Below are 25752 nucleotides of genomic sequence, written 5' to 3' on the forward strand. Positions count from 1 at the left end.
TGATCCTTGATCACATTGCCTGAAGCCCCCTTCTTATTAGAATGAGGAAATAATTTAGAAAATTTAGATGGTTAGTACTTTTTCGCCGCGTGCGATACCTGATACGCCTGAACGCACCACTTCCAGAATCGTGTTTTCCGCTAATGCATCAATAAAACCGTCGATTTTCTCAGTCGTACCCGCGATTTGAATCGTGTAAGTTGTTGGCGTTACGTCAACCACCTGACCACGGAAAATATCGGTCGTACGTTTGATTTCATCACGGGTTGCGCCTAAAGCTTTCACTTTGATCAACATCAATTCACGTTCAATATGCGCACCTTCAGACAGATCCACCACTTTAACCACTTCTACCAGCTTGTTCAGCTGCTTAGTGATCTGTTCGATCTTGTGATCATCACCATAAGTCGTCAAAGTCAGACGTGAAAGTGTTGGGTCTTCAGTTGGCGCAACGTTCAATGTTTCAATGTTGTAGCCGCGTTGTGAGAATAAACCTACCAAGCGAGAAAGCGCGCCTGCTTCGTTTTCTACGAGTACAGAGATAATATGTCTCATTTCGTGCGCTCCCCTTTTGCTAACCACATATCCTGCATCGATTGACCCGCAACCAGCATTGGATATACGTGTTCTGTACGGTCAACCATTACGTTAATAAATACGCACTTGTCATTGATCGCCATCGCTTCTTCAAGCTTAGACTCAAGCTCGTCTGCATGGTCAATCTGAATACCTACATGACCATAAGCTTCCATCAATTTTGCAAAGTCAGGTAAAGACTCTACATAAGAGCTAGAGTGACGGCCTTCGTAGTTCATGTCTTGCCACTGTTTCACCATACCCAGGGCACGGTTGTTCAGGCATAGAATTTTAACGTTCAAGCCATATTGCTTACAGGTAGAAAGTTCCTGGATACACATCTGAATAGACGCTTCACCAGTAATACAAACCACTTGCTGATCTGGGAATGCAAGCTTAGCCGCCATTGCATATGGCAGACCCACACCCATGGTACCTAGACCACCAGAGTTGATCCATTGACGAGGACGCTTGTAGCGATAATGCAATGCACCGAACATCTGATGCTGACCAACGTCAGAGGTAATGATCGCTTCGCCATTGGTGACTTTGTCTAGAGCACGAACCACTTGCTGAGGCTTCATCGAACCATCAGTCGGTACATCGAACTTCAAGCCATGAACCTGACGCCATTCATCAATCTGTTTCCACCATGCCGCAATCGCTTCAGGATTTGGCTTGGACACATTCATTTGCTTCAACTGGTTCAGCATTTCGTTCAGCACAGGTTCTACTGCACCCACGATTGGAATGTGCGCCATGATGGTTTTAGAAATGGTCGCCGGATCGATGTCAATGTGAATGACTTTCGCATTCGGGCAGAATTTCGCCGGGTTATTGGTTACACGGTCATCGAAACGCGCGCCTACACACAGAATCACGTCTGCATTGTGCATGGTCATGTTGGCTTCGTAAGTTCCGTGCATACCCAACATGCCGATGAATTGTGGATCATCGCCCGGGAATGCACCAAGGCCCATCAGGGTATTGGTAACCGGGTAACCCAATAGATGTGCAAGCTCAGTTAATTGTGCTGAAGCATTGCCCTGAACCACGCCGCCGCCTGAGTAAATCACTGGGCGTTTCGCATGAATCAGTTCATCAATCGCTTTACGGATTTGACCTGAGTGACCACGATATGGTGGTTGATACGAACGCATCTTCACTTTTTCAGGATATTCGTAAGCAAATTTCTCTGCCGGGTTAGTTGCATCTTTAGGAATATCAACAACCACCGGACCTGGACGGCCAGATGACGCGATATAGAATGCTTTTTTGATAATTGCCGGAATTTCGCTGGCATGGCGAACCTGGAAGCTGTGCTTAACGATTGGGCGAGAAATACCGACCATATCAGTTTCTTGGAACGCATCCTCACCGATCAAATGGCTTGCAACCTGACCAGACAGGATCACCATTGGAATGGAATCCATATAAGCTGTTGCAATTGGAGTTACGGTATTGGTTGCGCCCGGACCTGATGTCACAAGCACGACACCAGTTTTACCTGTTACGCGCGAGTATGCATCTGCCATATGGCCGGCAGCCTGTTCGTGACGTACGAGGTAATGATTAATTTTGTCTTGTTGAAATAGCGCGTCGTAGATATGTAGAACTGCGCCGCCTGGATATCCAAAAACATGTTCAACGCCTTCATCCGCTAATGCGCGAACGAGCATTTCACCACCAGATAAAAGTTCCAACGTGATTCACCCTAATATTATTCACTGCACAAATGGGAGGCATTTGCAGTGTTCATTCATTAACTGTCTGCACTGTTATAGCACATAAATTTCATAGTTTTCATAGCAATAGGAAAAAAAATCTGGTCTCTTTACTGTTCGAGCAATACAAGACCTAAAACATGTTGGGATAAACATATTTTGCTTAGCTTTGTTCAATTTCTCGGCTAGAGAAATCGCCCACTGCATGAAATGACACTTGTTCGAAGGGTGATCGATCTAAGGCATATAAAACTACTGCAGCATTCTTGTGTTTTCAGTCTGTAAAGTCAAGTTTAAAAAACAGGCTATTATTGTTTATACGTCTAAAATTTGCTGCTTTTACAGACAATTTCGACTTTAACTGTGGTTTTTAGCTTTAAAATTTTAATTTAAATCAATAAATTTCATATACTTAAAACTTTAATTTTATAAATTTTTAATATGTCTTATATAAAAAAATTGAATGAATTTTTAAGAAATTCAATGCAACTGTTTATAAATAAATTTCTTTTTATATAAAATTACTCTTTTTTAGCATTAGCTTGAAACATAAAACCACTACTGATCACAAAATTAATTGAATTAAAAATCATCTTATGGCAAAAAACTCTCTACAATAAAAACTCTATTTAACCGCTTGAAATTTTCAGGACTTTTACTGATGAAAAGATCTTTCCTGACCGCATTAAATTTTGCTACTACGCTTGTTTTAGGTGTAGCGAGCAGCTCTGCTTTAGCGATTGAATATTATAAATGGGTAGATGCCAAAGGCGTGACTCACTACACTAAAACCCCGCCTCCTAAAAATGCCAAGCACAAAAGCAAAGTAGAAACCTATGGCTGGACCAATTCCGCGCCTACACCATCAAGAACAACCGAAAATGAGAACCAGACCGAAACGGGTAACTCAAATTCATCTGCACCTGTGCCTGTCGTTTCTGAAAATGAGCAGCAACAGCGTGAAGCCAATGAAGCTTTACAACGTGGTCAGTCTGAGCGTGTAGCTTTCTAATCATACTCGTCTGTCAATTTAGATTTTTCCTGCAGAATCCCATCCGCAAAATTCACTATAAGTGCATTTTGCGCTATGCTGTGCCTCATAATTTTTTAACCGTTCTCTTGTATTACGTATATGACTACTCACATTGACTCAGAATACCAAGCCAGTGCGATTGAGCCTCAAGTCCAACAGGACTGGGAATCTCGCAAAGCCTTTAAAGTTGCCGACACTATAGAAGGTCCACGTCGTTATATCCTCTCGATGTTCCCTTACCCAAGTGGCAAACTGCATATGGGTCATGTGCGTAACTATACTATTGGTGATGTAATCAGTCGTTTCCACCGTTTAAAAGGTGAAACTGTATTACAACCAATGGGCTGGGATGCTTTCGGTCTTCCTGCAGAAAACGCTGCTATTGCACACCAGGTCGCTCCTGCAAAATGGACGTTCGAAAATATTGATTACATGCGTAATCAGTTGAAGAAACTTGGCCTGTCTGTAGATTGGGATCGTGAATTCGCAACCTGCACACCAGAATACTATCGCTGGGAACAATGGCTATTCGTTCAGCTTTATAAAAAAGGCCTGATCTACCGTAAACTTTCTACAGTCAACTGGGACCCAGTAGACCAGACCGTTCTTGCCAATGAACAGGTTGAAAATGGTCGCGGCTGGCGTTCAGGTGCATTGGTTGAAAAACGTGATATCCCAATGTACTACTTCCGCATTACTGACTATGCGCAAGAATTATTGGATGACTTAGACACACTCAAAGACGGTTGGCCACAACAAGTCTTGACCATGCAACGTAACTGGATTGGTCGCTCACAAGGGATGGACATTACCTTCCCTTCAGCGAATCCAGACATCTATGCAGATGGTTTAACAGTATTCACCACACGTGCTGACACTTTAATGGGTGTAACTTATGTTGCAGTTGCAGCAGAACATCCAATGGCATTGAAAGCAGCAGAAAATAATCCTGAGCTTCAAGCATTCATTGAAGAATGCCGTATGGGTTCTGTGGCAGAAGCGGATCTAGCGACTGCCGAGAAGAAAGGCATGGCAACAGGTCTTTCTGTAAAGCACCCTGTAACAGGTGAAGAAGTTCCTGTTTGGATTGCAAACTATGTATTGATGTCTTATGGTTCAGGTGCGGTGATGGCGGTGCCTTCACACGATGAACGTGACTTCGAATTTGCCAATAAATATGGCTTAACCATCAAGCAAGTGATTGATGCCAAAGGTGCTGATGATAGCGAGTTTGATGCAAAACAATGGCAAGAATGGTACGGTTCTAAAGAAGGTAAACTGGTTAATTCAGGTGAATTTGATGGTTTAGATTTCCAAGGCGCATTTGATGCTTTCTTGGCAAAACTAGAACCACAAGGTCTTGCCAACGTGAAAGTTCAATTCCGTTTACGTGACTGGGGTGTTTCTCGTCAACGTTATTGGGGTTGTCCAATTCCAATGATCAACTGTGACACGTGTGGTCAAGTTCCAGTGCCTGAAGACCAGCTTCCTGTTGTACTGCCAACTGACGTGGTTCCAGATGGTTCAGGTAACCCACTGAACAAAATGCCTGAATTCTACGAAACCACTTGTCCTTGCTGTGGTGGCGATGCGCGTCGTGAAACAGACACGCTAGACACATTCGTAGAATCTTCTTGGTACTATGCACGTTATGCATCTCCAGACTTTACCGATGGCATGGTGAAACCTGAAGCGGGTCAAACCTGGCTTCCTGTCAATCAATACATCGGTGGTGTTGAACACGCGATTCTACATTTGCTTTATGCACGTTTCTTCCACAAATTGATGCGTGATGAAGGTGTGGTACAAGGTAACGAACCGTTCACTAACTTGTTAACCCAAGGTATGGTGCTTGCTGATACGTATTACCGCGAAGCGGAATCAGGTAAGAAAACATGGTTCAACCCTGCGGACATCGAGCTTGAAAAAGACGAAAAAGGTCGTATCACTTCTGCGAAATACAAAGAAGATGGTCAAGACGTTGTCGTTGGCGGTCAAGAGAAGATGTCGAAATCGAAAAACAACGGGATCGACCCGCAAGCGATTATTGACCAATACGGCGCAGATACTGCACGTGTGTTCATGATGTTTGCTGCACCACCTGATCAATCACTTGAATGGTCTGATGCCGGTGTTGAAGGTGCAAACCGCTTCCTGAAACGTGTATGGCGTTTGGCAACAGGTTTCCTTGAAAAAGGTAATACTGCGACTGAATTCGATAAAGCCGCTCTTTCTACAGCTGCGCAAGACTTACGCCGTAAGACTCACGAAACCATTCAGAAAGTGGGTGATGACATCGAACGTCGTCACGCATTCAACACTGCGATTGCAGCAATGATGGAACTGTTAAATGCGAACAACAAGTTTGAAGCGAAAGATGATAATGACGTTGCTGTAGCACGTGAATCGATCACTACGCTTTTAATTTTACTTGCGCCATTTGCACCACATTTAAGTCAGACTTTATTGGCTCAGTTTGGAATCGAGTTAACTCAAGCGCAGTTCCCACAAGTGGATGAATCTGCATTGACTCGTAATACCCAAACCATCGTGGTTCAGGTCAACGGTAAACTTCGTGGCAAACTTGAAGTGTCTGTGGATGCATCTAAAGATGACATTCTTGCGCAAGCGAAAGCCTTGCCTGAAGTTCAACAATTCCTGACTGGTCCAACCAAGAAAGAAATTGTGGTGCCGAATAAGCTAGTGAACTTGGTGGTTTAATTTAATCCCCCTAAATCCCCCTTTGCAAAAGAGGGACTTCCCACTTCAAATAAAAAATGAAGTCTCCTCCCTTTTTTAAAGGGAGGTCGGGAGGGATTAAATTTAACCTATCCTTAACCATCTCCTTGTAGGAGAGGGAAATTCCTTCTCCCTTTGGAAGAAGGTTTGGATGAGGGAAAGGATTTCACAATTCCAAACAAAGCCCGTTGCCAGCCAACGGGCTTTGACTTTACAATCCGGTTCAGGATTTCAAATATTTCCCTGAGGGAAAAAGAGGATACTCATGCATTTAGGCAAACGTTTAGCAGCAATTGTTTTAACTTGTGGTCTAAGTGCAGGCCTCGTTGGCTGTGGCTTTCATTTAAAAGGAACCAATCCGAGTTCCGCACCTGTAGCTTACTCAGTCATGAGTCTGGCCTTGCCTGACAATACTGAAGATCTTCAGGAAAAACTAGCCGTTTATCTGGGTGCTGCCGGAGTACAGCTGAGTAATGCACCTAATGCTTATGTCTTACGTGTCCTAGATTACACCCCTCGCCGTCTAGAATTGAATGGCAAACTGGTAGAAACCTTATTGCGTCTGAATGTTACTTTCCGAATTGAAGATGCACAAGGCAATCCGGTGACTGAACCTCGTACAGTAATCGCGACCCGTACCTATCAATATGATATTGAAACCGTGAATACGGATGACCAGGAACAAAAATTCTTAAATCAGGTCCTGATTGATGATGTGGCCCAGCAGATTGCCCGTCAAATTTCATCGAATCGTTTGCCATTGGCAAAACCAGAAACTTCGACTCAACCAGCCAAATAAGACGACCCAATGAAACTTGATTACCTCCAGGCATTAAAACGTGTCAATGAAGCTCGCGGTGCCTGGGTGTTGCATGGTCAGGAACCTTTGCTGGAACAGAATCTGGTAGATGCCTTTCGTAGCAGCTGGCAAAGCCGTGAAGTTGAACGCCAGCGTTATGATATTAGCTCTGCCTCTGACTGGAAAAATGTCTTCAATGCTTTAAACAGCCTGTCATTATTTTCTAGCCAATTGGCAATTGAAGTGCATGGCAATATCAAACCTGATGCCAGCGGTCTCAAACTGTTAAAAAACTATCTGCAACAGGACAGTGATAACCTGCTGTTGGTGGTCATGCCGAAGCAGGATTCCAGCAGTCTGAAATCCAGCTTTTTCCAGACCATTGATGCCAATGGCGTGAATGTATCACTGGTAGCGAACTACCCAAAAGATCGTCAACAGATCCTCGGGATTGAAGCGGAAAAACTGGGAATTAAGCTGGCCAATGATGCCTGGCAATGGTTAGAGCAGCATCATGAACACAATTTACTAGCTGCCAAAAATAGCCTGATGCGAGTGGCGGATACCTTTGCTGAAGTAGATATTATCCAGATTGACCATCTGTATGCCTGCTTGCAGGACCAGTCCCGTTACAACACCTATGACCTGAGTGATGCCCTGCTCAATGGGAATCTAGCGCAATCAATTAAGATTTTCCAGTATCTGATTGCATCAGGCGAGCCAATGAGCCTGATTTTGTGGAGTATCAGCAAAGAAATGCGTCTATTGATGCAATTATTTGAACAGCCACAAAATGCCTTACAAATCGGTATCTGGAAGACTAAAGTGAGCTTATATCAGCAAGCCTTGCGTCGTTTAAGTCCACAGCGCTTTTTAAGCTGGCCTCAGCTTTTGATCCGGATCGACGCTGCAATCAAAGGGATGTCCAGAGAGAACCCTGAACATCTGATCTTGCAGGCCATTGCTGAAATGTGTGGTCAAAGCTTGTTTACATCCCCGAGTGCCTAACTAAAGAAACGCGCGAACCAGCCTTTGCCTTTTTTCTTTTCCTGTGTTCGCAGATAACTCAACATATTGTCCCGTACTGCTTCGACATAATCCTGATCATCGTGCTGAATATGGTTGATGAGCCATTTGGACAGAAGACAATGCAAATCTTTTTCAATGGACTGACCTTGCTCAAACTTCAGGCGATAATCATTTAATTTTTTGACAAATAATTCATGTATACCGCGATGTGAAGTCAAATATTGATAACTCACCTGTTCCAGCAGGTTTTCTTCAAAGCTGAAATGTGACTGGGTATAGTCGATTAAATCGTCTAAAACCTCCCTGATTTTATCGCGATCTCCGGTACTTTTGACCTGCTCTAAAGCATTTATATAGTCCAGAATCTAGCGATGTTGATGATCAATCACCTCAATTCCAATATTGTAACTTTCATTCCATCTATGAACCTCATCAATTTTCTTAGTAAAGTCGTATTATTTTTTCGCTCATTAGCAGCATTATGGCGTATTTTTATCAGCAGTTTAGTGGCCAGGTTTTTGCATGTAGTCTATCTAAGACGTACTTTATACTCCCATGAAGTTTTAATTGATTAATCATATGATCAATATTTTTCAGATAACTAAATCGTATAAAATTTCATCTAAAAAAGATGATTTTAATAGGAGTAGTTCAATGAATCCCTTATATAAAATCAGGTTTTATCTTATATGTTTTTTTAAACCAGGCAGTGGAAAATAGTTCTCATTTTAAATAAAAAAAATTCACGTTTTATCCTAATTTCGCTTTTATAATCAACTGTTATCCTACGACCCAAATCTGAATCCATATGCCAAAAATAAAACCTACGAAACTCATTATGGCGATTGTAATTGCCATCCTGGTGGCAGCCACTGCCTGGTATTTTCTGAAACCTAAAGAGCAGCAGCCACAATACATTACAGCTGAAGTGACCCAAGGGGATATCGAAAATTCGGTACTGGCAACTGGTGTACTTGAAGCCACCAAAATGGTCAGTGTCGGTGCCCAGGTTTCGGGTCAGGTTAAAAAAATGTATGTGCAACTTGGCGATCAGGTCAAACAAGGCCAACTGATTGCCCGAATTGACTCTGTTCGTCAGGAAAATGATTTAAAGACTGCTGAAGCCAGTATTAAAAACCAGATGGCACAGCTTGCCGTGAAACAGGCCAACCTCGCTAAGGTGGAAGCCGAGTATAAGCGTCAGCAAGCCATGTATGCCCAAGATGCAACCTCGCGTTCAGAACTAGAATCTGCATTAGCCAGCTACAAAACCGCTCAGGCAGATATCACCGCGATTAATGCACAGATCGAACAGTCACGTTTAACTCTAGCCACTGCGAAAGAAGATCTCGGTTATACCCAAATTGTGGCGCCAATGGACGGAACCATTGTAGCGATCGTGACTGAAGAAGGTCAGACTGTAAACGCCAATCAAAGTGCACCAACGATTGTGAAACTGGCGCAGCTGGATACCATGACCATTAAAGCGGAAATTTCTGAAGCCGATGTGATGAAAGTTCAGGAAGGTCAAAGTGTTTACTTCACCACTTTAGGTGACAGTGAAACCAAACACTATGCAACATTACGTCAAGTTGAACCTGCACCGGACTCGATCAATACCGAAAGCAACAGCACATCGACTTCATCATCAAGTACTGCGGTGTATTACAACGCCCTATTTGATGTACCGAATGAAGATGGTAAATTACGTATTGATATGACTGCTCAGGTCTACATCATTTTAGATGAAGCGAAAAATGTGCTGACTATTCCTGCCGCAGCGGTGCAAACCTCAAACCGTCCGCAGCGCCGTGCACAAAGTCCCGATAGCGATAAAACACAAGCCAATAATGCTGCCGCTCCTGCTGATGCGAAACAAGGTGAAAATAAAACGGATCGACCTAAACGCTTAGAACTCACTGAAGCAGAAAAAGCCTTGGTTAAACAAGGAAAAGCAACTGTATCGATGGTTCGTGTATTACAAGCAGATGGTTCTGCAAAACCTCAACCTGTATTAATTGGTCTGAATAACCGCGTCACAGCTCAAGTCATCCGCGGCTTAAATCAAGGCGATAAAGTGGTGATTGCAGATGGTTCAGATACTTCAAATGATTCAGCTAAACGCAGCAATCGTGGTGGTGCTGGCGGCCCAATGAGAATGTAATTATGAGTCAAAATCAAACACCTCTACTTGAGGTTAAGAATCTGACTCGTGAATTCCCCGCCGGTGAAAGCACTGTTCAGATTCTTAAAGGGATTAATCTTGAGATTTATCCCGGTGAATTAGTGGCAATCGTAGGTCAGTCGGGTTCAGGTAAATCAACCTTAATGAATATTTTAGGTTGCTTGGACAAACCCACCAACGGTAGCTACAAAGTTAAAGGACGTGAAACCCGCGAGCTTGAGCCTGATGAATTAGCTCAATTGCGTCGTGAGTATTTCGGCTTTATTTTCCAGCGCTATCACTTATTGGGTGATTTAAATGCTACGGGCAACGTTGAAGTACCCGCAATTTATGCCGGTGCCGATGCGACCGAGCGTAATGCTCGTGCCAAGCAATTACTGACCGATCTAGGACTGGGAGACAAAACCCAAAACCGTCCGAGCCAACTGTCTGGTGGTCAGCAACAACGTGTATCGATTGCTCGTGCCTTAATGAATGGTGGTGATGTGATCTTGGCCGATGAACCCACCGGGGCATTGGACAAAAACAGTGGTATTGAGGTCATGCGCATTTTGCGTGAACTGAATGCCAAAGGTCATACCATTATTTTGGTTACCCATGATCATAACGTTGCTAAAAATGCCACGCGCATTATCGAAATTTCAGACGGGAATATCATTTCAGACAAACCGAATGTGCCTGAAGTTGATGATGGTTTCGAGAAAGAAAATCTGGTTCGAAATGAACAAAAGAAAATCTCGAGCTGGCGTTCTGCAGTAGACCGTCTCGGTGAAGCTTTCCGTATGGCCTTATTGGCCATGAATGCACACCGGATGCGGACCTTCCTGACCATGCTCGGCATCATTATCGGGATCGCGTCGGTGGTTTCAGTCGTTGCCCTCGGTAATGGCTCACAAAAGCAGATTCTGGAAAATATCAGCAGTCTTGGGACCAATACCATTACCGTGTTCCAAGGCCGGGGCTTTGGGGATAATTCCCGAACTGCACAAGTGAAAACCTTGATTCCTGATGATGCTACTGCCCTATCGGAACAACCTTATGTCGATGGTGTCAGTCCATCGGTCAACAGTAGTGTCACCGGACGCTTCAAAGAGATCGAAGCATCGACCACGGTCAACGGTGTCAGTGAAGACTTCTTCTATGTCAAAGGTATGAACTTCGAGTCAGGTCAGCCCTTTGATAAAGAAAGTGTGACCGAACAAGCTCAGGACGTGGTGATTGATAGCAATACCAAAAACACTTTCTTTGCGGATGGCACTAATCCTGTCGGTCAAGTCATTCTATTGGGTAGTGTACCGAGTCGGGTGATTGGCGTCATTGAAGAACAAAAAAGCATGATGGGCAACTCAGACAGCCTGAATGTGTATTTGCCTTATTCAACCGTCATGAGCCGTATGCTGGGACAATCCAATGTACGCAGTATCATTGTGCGTATTAAAGATGAATATCCAAGTGCGGCTGCGGAAAATGCCATTTTAAGCCTATTGGTACAACGCCATGGTGCTCAAGATGTGTTTACGCAAAACTCCGACAGTATTCGTGAAACCATTCAAGAAACCACTCAGACCATGACGCTTCTGGTTTCGGCTATCGCCGTCATTTCCCTAGTGGTCGGTGGTATTGGTGTGATGAACATTATGCTGGTTTCGGTGACTGAACGTACGCAAGAAATCGGGGTACGGATGGCGGTCGGTGCGCGCCAAAGTGACATTCTGCAGCAATTCCTGATTGAAGCTGTTCTGGTTTGTATTCTGGGCGGTATCTTAGGCGTATTGCTGTCACTCGGTATCGGTCAGCTGATTACCCATTTTGCTGAAGGAACCTTCCAGATGGCATACTCAACCACATCGATTGTCGCGGCCTTTGTCTGCTCAAGTCTGATCGGTATTGTGTTCGGCTTTATCCCGGCACGTAATGCAGCCCGTTTGAATCCGGTCGATGCACTTTCTCGAGAATAAGGAATCTGATATGCATACTCTTACCAAACTTGCCAGTGCCCTGATTCTAGGGAGTTCATTGGTCGGCTGTGCGGCCGTGGTGAAAACGCCGTATGAACAACCTGCTGTACAGGTACCTAATAACTTTCAAAACAGTAAAGCTGTAAGTCAGCAAATTCATGCTGATATTCTCGCAGATCAATGGTGGACTCTATTTAAAGATCCCCAATTAAATAGTCTGGTGAATGACGTACTGGCAGCCAATAGTGATCTGGCCGTGGCCGGGATCAATTTGCAGCAAGCCCGTATTCAAGCCAGACAGACACAAAGCCAGCAAGGTGTACGTATCAGTGATGCTGGTTTAACCACACGTAGAAGCTTTGATCTGGAAGATGGCAGCAGTTCATCCGGTTTTGGGGTTAATTTCCCTGGCTTAAGCTATGAACTGGATCTGTTCGGTAAACTGGCCAATCAGACTGAAGCAGCGCGTTGGGAGGCCCTGGCATCTGAAGAGGACTTACAGGCGACTGCACAAAGTCTGATTGGTACGACTGCTCAACTGTACTGGCAGCTGGGTTATCTAAATGAACGTTATAGCGTGGTTCAACAAAACCTGGCGACTGCACAGCGTACGTATGATCTGGTCAATGTCCAGTATCGTGCCGGTGCAGTGTCTGGTCTCGATCTGACTCAAGCTGAACAGGCCATTCAAAGCCAGCAAGCGACCTTAAGCCAAATTGAACAGCAGCGTGTGGAAACACGTACGGCACTGGCAGTACTCATGAATATGCCTGTGCAACAGCTTTCGATTCAGGAACCTCAACGTTTACCGAATATTGCCTTACCGTCGATTGAAGCTGGCTTGCCTGCTAGCCTTCTCTCCCGCCGTCCTGACTTGAGAGCCACTGAACTGCGTTTGCGTAAAGCCTTGGCCAACAAGGATGCCAACAAGGCCAGTTATTATCCTTCGATCAGCCTGACTGGCAGCCTAAGTACTGGCGTAGGCACCAGTTCATCATTGTCAGATGCACTTAAAAATCCGGTGGCGACCTTAGGCGCAGGACTCAGCCTGCCATTCCTGCAATGGAATGATATGAAACGTGATTTACAGGTGAATGAACTGGAATACGAAAAGGCAATTATCCAGTATCGTCAGACCATGTACGAAGCTTTTGCCGATGTAGAGAATGCCCTGTCTAATCGCACTGAACTCACCAAACAGGTTGCGTTACAACAACGTAATGTTGAACTGGCTGAACGTACAGAACGTTTGACTGAAGTGCGTTATCGTAATGGTGCAGTGGCATTGAAAAATCTGCTGGATGCACAAGAGACTACACGTAATGCCCGTCTGTCTTTGGTGCAAACCCGACAAAGCCAATACAATGCTTATGTGACCCTGATGCAAGCTTTGGGGGGTAGCCCGATCAAGCAACTGCCTTAAGCAATACATTTAACTCAATAAAAAACCGCTGTTAGTCAGCGGCTTTTTTTGAAGTTTACATATGCAGATAAGCATTTACATTGTTGAGCTGTTCAATAGAAGGCTCATGTCCTAACAGACTGCCTTTTTCCAGCCATTGACGGGCAATTGCAATATCACGTCCTACACCAATGCCTTTGGTATATAAGCACCCCAGATGACTATAAGCATCGGCATTCACCTGCGCAGCCGCTTTACGATAGCACTGGATTGCCTGATCCAAATTGGCTTCAATACCAATTCCTTGTTCCAAAGCTTCACCTAAAGCATTTAGTGCGAGACCATTATGCTGGCTCGCAGCCTGTTGCAGATACTTCAGTCCTAAAGCCGTATCTTGCTCCACCTTCTTGCCCTTTAAATGCATCATGCCCAATTCGGCCTGTGCTTGTGCATTTCCCAATTGAGCTGCCTGATGCAGATAACGTTTGGCCTGTTCCTCATTCACTGCAAAGACTGGATAAAAATCACTATAAGCCTGATACAAATACCAGGCAGCCTTACTTGAACCTTTCGCCACCGCCTGATTCAAATATTGAATTGCTTTTTCTCGTGTCGGTAGTGGATATTCAGGCAAGCCATAAAAACGTCCCACTATATAAATCAGATCAGCTTCAGACTGTGCTGCAAGTTGCTCTTGCTGTGCGATTGCCTGAATCATTTGGGTAGCTTTAGTCGTATCTTTGGCTACCCCCACTCCGTTTAAATAGCAGAGTGCCCGACCCATATGACTAAATCGATGACCAGGATCGCTTTGCAAGGCATGTTGATAGAGTTCAAATGCTTTCTCCGGTTCATGTGCGACCAGATAGGATTCAAAATATAGTGCGGCAATCAGACTCAAGGCCTGAGGATGCTGAGTTTGTGCTGCTTCAGACCAGTAACGAAATGCCATGGTTTCATTTTTTTGCACATACCAACCATGAAAATAGGCCAGACCGATCAGAGTTTTGGCCTGTGCATCTTTATGTTCTTTGGACTGCTGTAATAGATGCTGAAACACCCGTTGACGTTGATCAGGATCAATAGTGCCGAGTAACACGCCAGCATAGTAATCATATAAACCACTCTGATCACCAAGATGAATACAGCGTTTAATGAAACTCAAAGCCTGCTGTTGATCTTTGGGCAAGATTTTGCCATTTGCATAGGCTTCGGCAATATCCTGATTGGCCGCCAAGTGATCCTGCTGTGCTGCCAGAAACAGATAATGGATCCCCAAACTTAAATCTTGCGCTGCACCATCTGCCAAATAATATTGGGCTAACTGATACTGTGAATTGGCATGTCCCTGCTCGGCATTTCGAATTAACAGTTGCAGACGTTGCTGTTCTGCAGTGTCATGATCAGATTCGGACAGCTCAGTGATGCGATACTGCGCATCCAGATGACCGCGCGCGACCGCATACCGATACCAGTACAAGGCTTTTTCAGGATTATTTAATTGGTATTGATGACCATCATAGATCTGACCTAAATGATAGGCTGCATCTTCCCCACCTAAACTATAAGCTTTTTCAAGAAAGCTAATCGCTTTTTCCGTGCTCTGCTCACGCCCCTGTCCGTTTAAATGCATCAAGGCCATACCCACATAAGCCTGTGGCAATTCCTGCTGCTGGGCCAGCCCCTGATAAATTTGATAGGCGCGTTCATAATCCGGATAATGTGGATCCGTACTTAGACGGGTTGCATATTTCAATTGAGCATCAATCTGCTCAATCCATAGATCATGATGCACGGCTTTGGCCTGATCACGTTTCACCGGATCAGGACGTTTCCACATCCAGATTGCTAAAGCCCCAATCCCCAAAACCAGCACTAGCAAAAACCACATAGCTGCTCCAAAACCAAAAGATTGTTTTTGTTATATGTATAAAAATTCATTTTAAACTTAGCATAAAAAAAAGCACAAATTGTGTGCTTTTTTTGTTGACTTAATTAGGCTTTCAGTCTTTTGCTATCAAGCTTTTTCAATACTTCCGATACCGCAACCATGGCGAAGCTAGAAGTCACTACCACTGCAGAACCATAACCACCACAGCGCAAGCCTGCGCTTGCACAAACATCTGCACTCGAGAATGGATTATCGATAGAGTAGACGCAAGTGATCCCAAATTTTTCTTTTGGCTTTTTACAGATGCCTTTAGCACGTAATTGCGCACGTAATTTTGCAAGCATTGGATCCTGTTCGGTTCTGGATAAATCGGCTACCCGGATTTTTAACGGATCCAGTTTACCGCCTGCTCCACCGGATACAATCAATGGAATCTTGTTAAAACGGCAATGCAGCATCAAGGCAAACTTTGCTTTGACGTCATCGATACAGTCCAGAATGATGTCAGGATTTCCTGACAGAATTTCTTTCACATTTTCTGGCGTCAGATAATCATCAATCAGATTGATTTTAATTCGAGGATTAATCGAGCGGCAGCGTTCTGCCATGATCTCGATTTTTTCACATCCCAGTGTTGCGGTCATGGCTGGTAACTGACGGTTAATATTCGATGCTGCGACCACATCCATATCGACCAGTGTGAGCTCGCCAATCCCGGTACGTGCCAGTGCTTCGACTGCCCATGAACCAACACCACCAATTCCGATCACCATCACATGACTGTTTTCATAATGATGAAAGCTATCGTCACCATAAATTTTGGCTACACCCGCAAAGCGGCGGTCATACTCATCATCTTGAAGCAGATCAGTCATAGGTCATCAATAGCAAGAAAAACACCAGAGTATTTTAGCAAAATCATGGGCACTTTACTGCCACTAAAATCCAGATACAAAATCAGTCAAAAAAGCCTTCTTGCGCCATCGCTAAAACACGTAAAATCGATCAAATTACAACCATAATAAACTTCACAATATTTCAATTAGGATTACCTTAAAGGGAGTCAGATCAGCATGCTATTTAACGCCCTTTTTGCCCTGATGGTTTTACTGTTCCTGCTCTATCTTTACGGTTTAACCTTTAAAAAGCAGAAAAACTATTATCTTAGTATCATGATCCGTATCCTGACTTTGGGATTATTTGCCTTGATTATTTTGGATCAATATGAAACCCAGACCCATCTTGCTCTGGTGCTTCTGACCTGGGTACTGTTTGAGAGTAGTGAAAACTTTTATCGCAAGAAACTTTCTGCGAGCAAATAAAAAAGAGGCTTTCGCCTCTTTTTCACTGTTCGGATTATTTATTCATAATGAAGAAATATTCACGATAATATTTCAGTTCAGCAATCGAATCACGAATGTCATCCATGGCTAGATGCGAAGCATTTTTCTTCAGGCCACTCATGATTTCAGGACGCCAGCGTTTTGCCAACTCTTTTACTGAAGATACGTCCAGATTACGGTAATGGAAATACTGTTCCAGTTCAGGCATTAAACGGTGCAGAAAGCGACGATCCTGACAGATCGAGTTACCACACATAGGCGATACTTTTGGATTCACCCATTTTTTCAGGAATTCAATGGTTTCACGTTCTGCATCCTGAGCAGTCAATTTACTGCGGCGTACGCGCTCAATCAGGCCAGACTGACCATGCTGGCGAGTATTCCACTCGTCCATCGCATTCAGGATACGGTCAGATTGATGCACAGCTAGCACGGGCCCTTCGGCAAGAATATTTAGGTTATCGTCCGTTACAATCGTGGCAACTTCAATAATCTGGTCATTGTCTGTATCCAGACCTGTCATTTCCAGGTCAATCCAAATCAGGCGGCTATCCGGGGTGCTGCTCATAAATGTGCAATCTTATTAGGCTATAAAACATTTATAGTAGCAAATTTATTACGTCGATGCTGTAACTGACACCCCGCTTCATGCTATTTTTGCCATCTCGCTCCCATGGTTTTTTAGGATTTGAATGGCTTTAATACGTAAACGTCGTTTAACTGAACAACAACAACGTCGTATTCAAAAACAGCATAAAACGCGTCAGGAAGAGATCGATACCTCTCAAGACCTGGAAGGGCTGGTCGTGCAGCATTATGGCCGCCAGCTTGAAGTCCAGGCCTTGTCCGTACCTGAACAGCATCCTGAAAAACCGGTCGTGGCTGAAGGCGAACCTGAGCCCTTCTGGAAGCCGATTGAACTGGGTAGTGTCTGGCGCTGCCATACCCGAACCAACCTGGAATTGCTGGTAACAGGCGACCGAGTCAGATGGCAGGCTGATCCAAATACCGGACTCGGCATTATTACGGCGATTCATCCGCGCACTTCTTTGCTGACCCGTCCTGACCGTTACCACAAGGTTAAACCGGTTGCCGCCAATATTTCCCTGATTGTGATTGTGTTTGCACCATTGCCTGAGCCAGCCCCGGGTTTGATTGACCGTTATCTGGTGGCTTGTGCAGATGCAGAGATTCCAGCACTTTTAGTGCTCAATAAATCAGATTTGCTTAAGGAAAATGATCCGATTCTGGATTTGTTTAAAGAATATAAAGATTTGGGTTATGAAGTCATGCAAACCCAGTCCGATGGCGATCTGACAGAACTGTCCGCTCGTCTGAATGAGGAAACTGTAGCGTTTGTCGGTCAGTCTGGTGTGGGTAAAAGTACGCTGATTAATGCGATCGTTCCGGATGCTGCACAGAAAACCAATGTCATTTCTGAAAACTCAGCACTGGGGCAACATACCACGACCTCCACACGTCTGATTTCCTTTGGTAATGACGCTGCTCTCATCGACTCACCGGGAATCCGTGAATTTGGTCTCTGGCATCTGACCTTGGACAAAGTCCAAAGCGGTTTTCCGGAAATTGAAAACCTGCTCGGTCACTGCCAGTTCCGTAACTGCACACATAAACATGAAAAGCAGTGTGCCTTACGTCAGGCAGCCTCGACAGGGGAAATTTTGCCGCGCCGACTAGACAGCTATTTACGTTTAATTGACGAAATTAACGAAGCGCAGCAAAAAAATTAATTTTCTTAAGGCTTAGCCCTTGAAGCGGTGATTTTGATCACCATATTTATGAGCTATACTCTTGGCAATTTTAAAATTGTAATTAGGTGAATTGTGGAACGTTGGTTCGAGTTTATGGGGAATCACCCCTTCTTGTTTGGAACACTCGCGGTACTCGTGGTTGTATTCTTCATCATCGAAGGTCAACGTAATGGTCGCAAAATCTCTCCGCAATCGCTGGGAATTTTAGTTAAAGCAAAAAATGCCATGCTGATTGATTTACGTGATGCCAAAGACTTCCGTGAAGGTCACATTAGTGGTAGCCGTAACATTCCATATAGCCAAATTACAAAACACGTTGATGAGTTAAAAGCATCTGATCGCCCGTTGGTGTTCATTTGTAATCTTGGGCAAGTTGCAGGTTCTGCGCTTCAACAGGTAGGTCATGCAGATGCCTACCGTCTGGATGGCGGCATTACAAACTGGAAAGCTCAAGGTTTACCTTTGGTGAAAAGCAAATAATCTGCGAACAGGAGATTGATCATGGCTGAAGTTACTATCTATTCGACGACAGTATGTCCGTATTGTATCCGTGCAAAACAGCTCCTTGAGCGCAAAGGTGTTGCATTTAAAGAAATTAATTTATCCAATGAAGCCCCTGAAGTACGTCTTGAATTGATGCAACGCACCAATCATCGTACCGTGCCACAGATTTTTATTAATGAACAATTTATCGGTGGTTTTGATCAACTTTATGCCCTAGAGCGTGAAGGCAAACTAGACGAATTATTGGCTTAATCTACTAAAACCTACCTCATATCAAGGATTAAAGAATGAGTGAAGAACAACAAGCTCAACCACAATTGGCATTAGAGCGTATTTACACTAAAGATATTTCTTTTGAAGTTCCTGGGGCACAAGTTTTTACCAAGCAATGGCAACCTGAGTTAAACATCAACCTTTCTTCTTCTGCAGAAAAAATTGATCCGACTCATTTTGAAGTGGCTTTAAAAGTTGTGGTTCAAGCGACCAATGAAGGTGATACAGCGTTTATCGTTGACGTGACTCAAGCAGGGATTTTCCTGATTGATGGCGTTGAAGAAGAGCGTCTGCCATACATTCTTGGTGCTTACTGCCCGAACATCCTGTTCCCGTTCCTTCGTGAAGCGGTGAATGATATGGTGACTAAAGGCAGCTTCCCGCAATTACTGCTTACACCAATCAACTTCGATGCTGAATTTGAAGCGAACATGCAACGTGCGCAAGCTGCTGCTGTTGAAGGTCAAGCTTAATCACTTGATCTTGAAGTTAAAAAAGGCCGCAATAGCGGTCTTTTTTATGGCTTATTTAAAGGCTTGATGCCCCTGCTTTTTAATCTGATCCATTTTCACTGTGAGAGTTTGGGCTTTGGTTAGCTGATTGGCTGCAACAAATTGTTCAGCTTGTTTAATCTCTTTCAATAAGTCAGTTAACAATCCCTGATAAGCCGTAACTTTCGCATCTTTGGATTTTAGCTTTTGCAGACCTGAGGGTAAATTTTTCTGGCAAACTTCCACAGATTTTTGCATACCTTGCAATGCTGCCCGCGCCTCTTTGCTATCTTTGGCAGATTTGAAATTTTTTAAATGATGGTCAATTTCATGCATATTGTCATGATAGTGATTTTCTTCTGCCATGCTCGACGTGGTGATCCCCACTGTGTCCATCACAAAAATCATGCTGATTAAAAAATTTTTAAACATCCTTATTATCCTGTATTGTTTTTATATTAAACATCTTAGTGGGAAAGTCCTGAAAGATAAATTATTTTGATCCGAATTCTTGTATCCCTTGTCATCAGACTTACATCATTAACAATTAAAGTTAAAAATAAAAACCCCTCAATAATGAGGGGTTTTCTTTGCTGAAAATTGATCTTTTAAAAAGACTTATTCTGCATCCAGCATCAGTTCAGCACTCATGCCTACTGTGTTATAACCCGCATCGACATACATGATTTCACCAGTGATCCCGTTTGCCCATGGTGAGCACAGGAACAAGGCTGCATTACCGACATCTTCAATGGTCACATTGCGTTTTAGTGGAGCCACTTTTTCATTCAAATCCAGCATTTTACGGAATGATTTAATGCCAGACGCCGCCAATGTACGGATTGGACCTGCTGAGATCGCATTCACACGGATACCTTCTGCACCCAGGCTAGATGCCAGGTAACGTACACCTGCTTCTAAAGAGGCCTTCGCCAGACCCATCACGTTGTAGTTTGGCATCACACGCTCAGAACCTTGATAAGTCAGCGTTAACAGGCAGCCTTGACGTACAGCCAGTAATGGCTTCGCAGCACGTGCCATCGCGATAAAGCTGTACGCACTGATGTCATGGGCAATCTTGAAACCTTCACGGTCGGTTACATCAGTAAAGTCACCATCTAGGGTATGTGCTGGCGCAAAACCGATTGAATGTACGACGCCATCCAGACCATCCCAGTGTTTTGCCAGTTCTGCAAATGCATTGTCAATTTCTGCATCTACTGCCACATCACAAGGAAAAACCAATTCAGAACCGAATTGTGCAGCAAAATCATCTACACGTTTTTTCAGCTTTTCATTTGGATAAGTAAAAGCGAGTTCTGCACCTTCACGATGTAATGCCTGAGCAATACCAAAAGCAATTGATAATTTACTTGCAATACCTGCGATCAAGAAGCGCTTACCCGCCAATAGTCCTTGTGCCATGTGAATCTCACTCAAAATAATTTATATGCATGATGCCAAGTCTAAAGCATTTTAGAAATTGCATAATGCGCCTTTTTTCACTGGATCATAAATTGGAATCCAGTTTCCGACCGATGTAGGGTTTTATCTTAAATCGCCAGATGTAAAGCCTGATGGGTATTTTTCCAGAGCTGCTGTGCTAGTTCATCTTGATCCATGTGCAGACTCTTGGCCAGGCCTTGCAGGACATAAGGCAGATTGGCAGGCGTATTGCGAGTTCGCTGCTCAGTAGAATGCTGGCAACATAAAGGCGTCATGTCCGGACAATCGGTTTCAAGCACCAGATATTCCGGCCCTACCTGTTGTACCACCTGATGCAGTTTTTTAGCATTCGGATTGGTGATTTGTCCTGTTATTCCAAGCTTGAAGCCCAGCTTGATAAAGGCTTTGGCTTCTTCAATCCCGCCACCAAAGGCATGGGCAATACCGCCCTGTTTAAACTGATGCTGTTTTAGAATCTGTAAAACATCGGCATGAGATTTACGGATATGCAGTAACACAGGTTTATCAAACTGCTGCGCCAGTTCCAGCTGTGCAGCAAAAAAATCTTTCTGTTTCTGAAAAAGTTCCGGCTGTTTATGCCGTTTATCGAAAGTATCCAGACCAATTTCACCAATGGCAATACAAGGCTCTGTGCTTAATAACTGCTCCAGATCCTGTAAATGCTCAGGTTGATGCTGCTCAATATAAAATGGATGCAGGCCGGGTGCCAGATGACTTTGAGGCGCATTGTCTAACTGATTAATAAAATGATGCGTCTGCAATAAATCCTTAAACCGGCTCTGTAAAAAACCAATTAAGACCAGATGCTCCACCCCTGCTGCTTTGGATGCATAAGCCAGCTGTTCCCGATCATGATCGAAATCGGGAACATCAAAATGGGTATGGGTATCAAATAACGAAACCATCAGCGTGCTTTGGCAGGAGTTGCAGGCTCGGCTTCTGAAGCAGCGTTCTCTGTTTGAGGCAGATATTCAGGTTTCAGAATGCCATTCAGCTGTTCATAAGGAATGACCAGACGTGGCAAACCCACCACATAAGGACCAATCTCATATTCGGCATATTGCAGCGCCAGTCCCTGTTTAGACAGGTAAAAATTATCTGTCAGCTTAAATTTCCAGGCCTGTTCATATTCAGCTACATCATTGGCCAGTTTGGATTCCATCACCCAGATTTTAAAAGCCTCATAAGCTTTGGCTTCGAGCTGAGCCTTTTGTTTAGGCAGAATGATATCATCCAGCTTAATCAGCTTTTTCTGCTCAAGATCAAAATTGTAGTAGGTTTGAGCAGAAGCGCCATGCGCACCACCGAGATAATGGGTACTGTTTAAGACCACAGTCGCGAGTGGATCACCAGATTGTAGAATTCTCGGTTTGATCATCAAGCTGATACTATGGCTGGCACTGAGTGCTTTCAACTCCTTATCCAGATTCAGGAAAGTCTGCATATGCGGCTGAATCTGCTGTTCAAGCTGCTGTTTTGGAGTTTTGACATTGGCTAATGCAGTTTTTGGTTCGGAAGCAGCGGCTTCAGCTTCACTTGCTGCAGATGCTTTCGCCGGTTCAATCGCATCAATAGACAAAATGCCCTGTAGCTGCTGCAGAATCTGCTGATCTATCCATTCATCGATAAATGGCTGATTGCTTTTCAATCTCTCGATAGAAATCTCAGGACAGTTTTTTCCTTCACATTCAGGCAAGGCCAGTTTCAGCTTCTCAGTATCACCACTCAGCTTCAGCACTTCAGGCTGAGCCTGTACCACTTCAGGCGCAGCAGGCTCTTTCGGCTCTTTTTCCTTAGGCTGGCAGGCACTCAGCAAAACCGCTGATGCCAATACTGACAGACATAAAACATTCTTATAATTTGACATGCATTAACCTTTGTTCAACATCATTATTTATCCTTGCAGGACCTACCTGTTAGAACATATTCTGATAAATATCCACTTTCAAGACTTGTTGTGTTTGTTCTTTGGTTAAATAGATGTCCAGTTGTTTGGCATCTTTGCTAATTTCCTGACTACGATAATGTAAGCCAATTCCTTCCTGATCGAAGAACCAGTCCGCCTGCCCCCAGTACAGTTTTTTTGGTGCTTTCTGCTGGACTTCTGCATTATTGTCCTTTAACCATTTTTGGTAAGCCTGCTGCACAATCTGATCCATCTGCAATTGCTGCTCAGGATTGATAATATCTAGCGGACTGAGTATTTTTTGCTGCACACGGTCAGCCACAAAGAAATAATAGCGTTCATTGACGCGGATATTTTCCTGAGTGCTGTCTACCCCAATTTGCATTAACACAAATTGATTGCGCTGATAAGGAATACGGGTATACAGCGATAACTCATAGGCTTTATTCAGTTTGAGCTGGGCTTGCCAGGCATCTGATTTTTTTACATACGCATTAACCGCCTGCTGCAGACTCATATCCTGCTTTAGGCCAATCTGATCCTGAATGACTTTTGCTTGCTGCTTTTCAATAGACTGGTTTAGCCAGGAATCAGCTGTCTTTAAGGTTTGAATATCCAGATTAATACAGTTTTTAGTTTCACAAAATGGCAAAGCAATATCGGCCGATTTCTCCTGGATATTCAGATAAGGCAAAACTTTGGCTTTTTCTTCAGGGGTGACTGCTGCAGATTTTTTCTGTTCCGTCACTGGCTGTTCTTTTTCATTTTTATCACATGCACCAAGTAACAAACTGCAGCCAATGACTGAACCGAGCAGGATTTCCTTACTAAACTTCATGATTTTTTAGAGATATAAGTAATGAGTCGTCTAAATGTAGCACAAAATAAAACAGCTTCCGGAGAAGCTGTTTAACATTTTCCAAGCCTGAAGGCTTAGTGTTCGCGTGTGTTACGGAATACGATATCCGGATAACGTTCCTGCATCAGCTGTAAGTTCACTCGGCTTGGTGCAAGATAAGTCAAATGACCACCACCATCAACAGATAACTGGTCATGGGCTTTTTTCTTGAATTCATTAAATTTCTTCTCATCTTCGCAAGATACCCAACGTACTGTATTGATGCTCACCGGCTCATAAATACAGTCCACCTTGTACTCTTCTTTCAGACGATACGCCACCACTTCGAACTGCAGCACACCCACAGCACCAACAATCAGGTCATTGCTGTTTTGTGGCATGAAGACCTGAGTTGCACCTTCTTCAGACAGCTCTTTCAGACCTTTTTGCAGCTGTTTTGACTTCAACGGATCTTTCAGACGGACACGGCGGAACATTTCCGGTGCAAAGTGCGGAATACCGGTAAATTGCAGTTTTTCACCTGAAGTGAAAGTATCACCGATCTGGATGGTACCGTGGTTATGCAGACCGATAATATCACCCGGCCATGCTTCTTCCAGATGCTGACGGTCACCAGCCAGGAAGGTCAAGGCATCGCTAATGCGGATATCTTTATCGATACGCACATGCTTCATTTTCATGCCTTTTTCATACTTACCTGAACAGATTCGCATGAAAGCGATACGGTCACGGTGTTTCGGGTCCATATTGGCCTGAATCTTGAAGATAAAGCCTGTAAAACCTTCTTCATCTGCCTCTACTTTACGGTCTTGAGTTGGATGCGCTTTGGGAGGCGGTGCATATTCGCTAAATGTATCCAGAACATGGTCGACACCGAAGTTACCTAAAGCTGTACCGAACAGCACTGGAGTTTGACGGCCTGCCAGGAATTCTTCACGATCTAATGGCTCATTGGCCATTTGTACCAGTTCCAATGATTCTTCAAATGCCGCCCAAGCCAGCTCACCGACTTTTTCACGTAAATCAGCATGGTCATAGCCATCACGAACTTCGATATCAGTAATCACTGAACCAAAACCGGCTTTATAGACATAGAACTTTTCTTCGAGCAGATTATAGACACCAGCGAAGTCACGTCCTGTACCGAGTGGCCAGGTAATCGGGACACATTTAATTTTCAGGACATTTTCGATCTCATCCAGCAGCTCTAAAGGCTCACGGATTTCACGGTCCATTTTGTTGACGAAAGAAATGATAGGAGTGTCACGCATACGACACACTTCCATCAATTTGATGGTACGTTCCTCGACACCTTTTGCACCGTCAATCACCATCAGCGCTGAGTCTACCGCAGTGAGGGTACGGTAAGTATCTTCCGAGAAATCTTCATGCCCCGGGGTATCCAGCAGGTTAATCATCTTGTCCTTGAACGGGAACTGCATGACGGACGTGGTGATCGAAATCCCACGCTCTTTTTCCATTTCCATCCAGTCAGAAGTGGCTGCACGATCCGATTTACGGCTTTTCACCATACCTGCAACCTGAATGGCCTGACCCCATAACAGCAGTTTTTCTGTCATGGTGGTTTTACCGGCATCGGGGTGGGAAATAATAGCAAAGGTTCTACGAGCCTTTACCTCTCTAGCTAATTGATCTTTAAACATGAGAAAAATCTACAATATGTACACAGTTATGTACACATTTCTAAATATGTACTAAAACTGAAAAAGTGGGAATTCAAAATTGGCGTAATTGTAGCAGATTTGAATAGGATTTTACTGATTGCGGATATGTCTTGATT

Annotated in this window: 23 protein-coding genes and 2 pseudogenes; 13 read left to right on the forward strand and 12 right to left on the reverse strand. The window is 44.0% G+C overall.

Annotation, left to right across the window (positions count from 1 at the left end):
- Window positions 1-63: 63 nt before the first annotated feature.
- Window positions 64-555 (reverse strand): acetolactate synthase small subunit, encoded by a 492-nt coding sequence (gene ilvN / locus F897_RS00405; protein WP_004782091.1) that lies wholly within the window; start codon window positions 553-555, stop codon window positions 64-66.
- Window positions 552-2279 (reverse strand): acetolactate synthase 3 large subunit, encoded by a 1728-nt coding sequence (locus tag F897_RS00410; RefSeq protein ID WP_034580267.1) that lies wholly within the window; start codon window positions 2277-2279, stop codon window positions 552-554. The genes ilvN and F897_RS00410 overlap by 4 nt, the downstream gene beginning before the upstream one ends.
- A gap of 682 nt (window positions 2280-2961) precedes the next feature.
- Here F897_RS00410 and F897_RS00415 point away from each other — a divergent pair.
- The 4 genes from F897_RS00415 to holA all read left to right on the forward strand — a co-directional run bounded on the left by F897_RS00415 (window position 2962) and on the right by holA (window position 7879).
- Entirely contained in the window at window positions 2962-3312 is a 351-nt protein-coding gene (locus tag F897_RS00415; RefSeq protein ID WP_005232144.1) for a DUF4124 domain-containing protein, read from the forward strand.
- 120 nt (window positions 3313-3432) lie between these two features.
- The gene (gene leuS / locus F897_RS00420) at window positions 3433-6054 is read left to right on the forward strand and encodes a leucine--tRNA ligase (RefSeq protein ID WP_005232146.1); all 2622 of its coding nucleotides are present in this window, start codon (window positions 3433-3435) and stop codon (window positions 6052-6054) included.
- A gap of 283 nt (window positions 6055-6337) precedes the next feature.
- Entirely contained in the window at window positions 6338-6871 is a 534-nt protein-coding gene (locus F897_RS00425; protein WP_005232148.1) for an LPS-assembly lipoprotein LptE, read from the forward strand.
- Between the two features lie 9 nt (window positions 6872-6880).
- On the forward strand, window positions 6881-7879 hold the full coding sequence (gene holA / locus F897_RS00430) for a DNA polymerase III subunit delta (RefSeq protein WP_005232151.1): 999 nt from the start codon (window positions 6881-6883) through the stop codon (window positions 7877-7879).
- Here the strand turns inward: holA and F897_RS00435 are convergent.
- Window positions 7876-8265 carry a bacteriohemerythrin gene (locus tag F897_RS00435; protein ID WP_224214010.1) on the reverse strand — a complete coding sequence of 130 codons (390 nt, stop codon included), beginning with the start codon at window positions 8263-8265 and terminating at the stop codon, window positions 7876-7878. The genes holA and F897_RS00435 overlap by 4 nt on opposite strands.
- Before the next feature lie 443 nt (window positions 8266-8708).
- On the opposite strand from F897_RS00435, the pseudogene F897_RS00440 reads away from it, so the two are divergent.
- From F897_RS00440 to F897_RS00450, 4 genes and pseudogenes are all read left to right on the forward strand, one after another.
- Window positions 8709-9710: pseudogene (locus tag F897_RS00440) on the forward strand (efflux RND transporter periplasmic adaptor subunit); the annotation flags it as partial.
- Window positions 9711-9794: 84 nt separating this feature from the next.
- Window positions 9795-10064 (forward strand): annotated as a pseudogene (locus F897_RS18245) (permuted SH3 domain-containing protein); the annotation flags it as partial.
- A gap of 2 nt (window positions 10065-10066) precedes the next feature.
- A complete protein-coding gene (locus F897_RS00445; protein WP_005232157.1) occupies window positions 10067-12043 on the forward strand; it encodes a MacB family efflux pump subunit in 1977 nt (658 codons plus the stop codon).
- A 10-nt stretch (window positions 12044-12053) separates the two neighbouring features.
- Window positions 12054-13466, forward strand: a complete 1413-nt coding sequence (locus F897_RS00450) for an efflux transporter outer membrane subunit (protein ID WP_005232159.1) — start codon at window positions 12054-12056, stop codon at window positions 13464-13466.
- Between the two features lie 55 nt (window positions 13467-13521).
- On the opposite strand, the gene F897_RS00455 is transcribed toward F897_RS00450, so the two are convergent.
- Both F897_RS00455 and F897_RS00460 read right to left on the reverse strand, forming a co-directional pair.
- The gene (locus tag F897_RS00455) at window positions 13522-15336 is read right to left on the reverse strand and encodes a tetratricopeptide repeat protein (RefSeq protein WP_005232162.1); all 1815 of its coding nucleotides are present in this window, start codon (window positions 15334-15336) and stop codon (window positions 13522-13524) included.
- Between the two features lie 104 nt (window positions 15337-15440).
- Window positions 15441-16211, reverse strand: coding sequence for a tRNA threonylcarbamoyladenosine dehydratase (locus F897_RS00460; RefSeq protein ID WP_005232164.1), 771 nt, complete (start codon window positions 16209-16211; stop codon window positions 15441-15443).
- Window positions 16212-16409: 198 nt separating this feature from the next.
- On the opposite strand from F897_RS00460, the gene F897_RS00465 reads away from it, so the two are divergent.
- Window positions 16410-16658, forward strand: coding sequence for a hypothetical protein (locus F897_RS00465; protein ID WP_005232166.1), 249 nt, complete (start codon window positions 16410-16412; stop codon window positions 16656-16658).
- Between the two features lie 34 nt (window positions 16659-16692).
- On the opposite strand, the gene orn is transcribed toward F897_RS00465, so the two are convergent.
- Complete coding sequence (gene orn, locus F897_RS00470; RefSeq protein WP_004782074.1) at window positions 16693-17247, reverse strand: oligoribonuclease; 555 nt, start codon at window positions 17245-17247, stop codon at window positions 16693-16695.
- A 124-nt stretch (window positions 17248-17371) separates the two neighbouring features.
- On the opposite strand from orn, the gene rsgA reads away from it, so the two are divergent.
- The 4 genes from rsgA to secB all read left to right on the forward strand — a co-directional run bounded on the left by rsgA (window position 17372) and on the right by secB (window position 19701).
- Window positions 17372-18430 (forward strand): ribosome small subunit-dependent GTPase A, encoded by a 1059-nt coding sequence (rsgA, locus tag F897_RS00475; protein WP_005232167.1) that lies wholly within the window; start codon window positions 17372-17374, stop codon window positions 18428-18430.
- A gap of 93 nt (window positions 18431-18523) precedes the next feature.
- Window positions 18524-18931, forward strand: a complete 408-nt coding sequence (locus tag F897_RS00480; RefSeq protein WP_005232169.1) for a rhodanese-like domain-containing protein — start codon at window positions 18524-18526, stop codon at window positions 18929-18931.
- Between the two features lie 21 nt (window positions 18932-18952).
- On the forward strand, window positions 18953-19207 hold the full coding sequence (gene grxC / locus F897_RS00485) for a glutaredoxin 3 (RefSeq protein ID WP_004782071.1): 255 nt from the start codon (window positions 18953-18955) through the stop codon (window positions 19205-19207).
- 35 nt (window positions 19208-19242) lie between these two features.
- A complete protein-coding gene (gene secB, locus F897_RS00490) occupies window positions 19243-19701 on the forward strand; it encodes a protein-export chaperone SecB (RefSeq protein ID WP_004782070.1) in 459 nt (152 codons plus the stop codon).
- Between the two features lie 51 nt (window positions 19702-19752).
- Here secB and F897_RS00495 read toward each other — a convergent pair whose 3' ends face one another.
- The 6 genes from F897_RS00495 to F897_RS00520 form a co-directional block, all read right to left on the reverse strand.
- Complete coding sequence (locus F897_RS00495; RefSeq protein WP_005232171.1) at window positions 19753-20151, reverse strand: cytochrome b562; 399 nt, start codon at window positions 20149-20151, stop codon at window positions 19753-19755.
- A 186-nt stretch (window positions 20152-20337) separates the two neighbouring features.
- On the reverse strand, window positions 20338-21144 hold the full coding sequence (locus F897_RS00500; protein WP_005232173.1) for an enoyl-ACP reductase FabI: 807 nt from the start codon (window positions 21142-21144) through the stop codon (window positions 20338-20340).
- Window positions 21145-21272: 128 nt separating this feature from the next.
- A complete protein-coding gene (locus tag F897_RS00505) occupies window positions 21273-22094 on the reverse strand; it encodes a TatD family hydrolase (protein WP_034169895.1) in 822 nt (273 codons plus the stop codon).
- The gene (locus F897_RS00510; protein WP_005232176.1) at window positions 22091-23053 is read right to left on the reverse strand and encodes an RsiV family protein; all 963 of its coding nucleotides are present in this window, start codon (window positions 23051-23053) and stop codon (window positions 22091-22093) included. The genes F897_RS00505 and F897_RS00510 overlap by 4 nt, the downstream gene beginning before the upstream one ends.
- 49 nt (window positions 23054-23102) lie before the next feature.
- Complete coding sequence (locus tag F897_RS00515; RefSeq protein WP_005232178.1) at window positions 23103-23930, reverse strand: hypothetical protein; 828 nt, start codon at window positions 23928-23930, stop codon at window positions 23103-23105.
- A gap of 95 nt (window positions 23931-24025) precedes the next feature.
- On the reverse strand, window positions 24026-25615 hold the full coding sequence (locus F897_RS00520) for a peptide chain release factor 3 (RefSeq protein ID WP_004782060.1): 1590 nt from the start codon (window positions 25613-25615) through the stop codon (window positions 24026-24028).
- Window positions 25616-25752: the final 137 nt, after the last annotated feature.

Source organism: Acinetobacter variabilis, from assembly GCF_000369625.1.
Lineage (GTDB): Bacteria > Pseudomonadota > Gammaproteobacteria > Pseudomonadales > Moraxellaceae > Acinetobacter > Acinetobacter variabilis.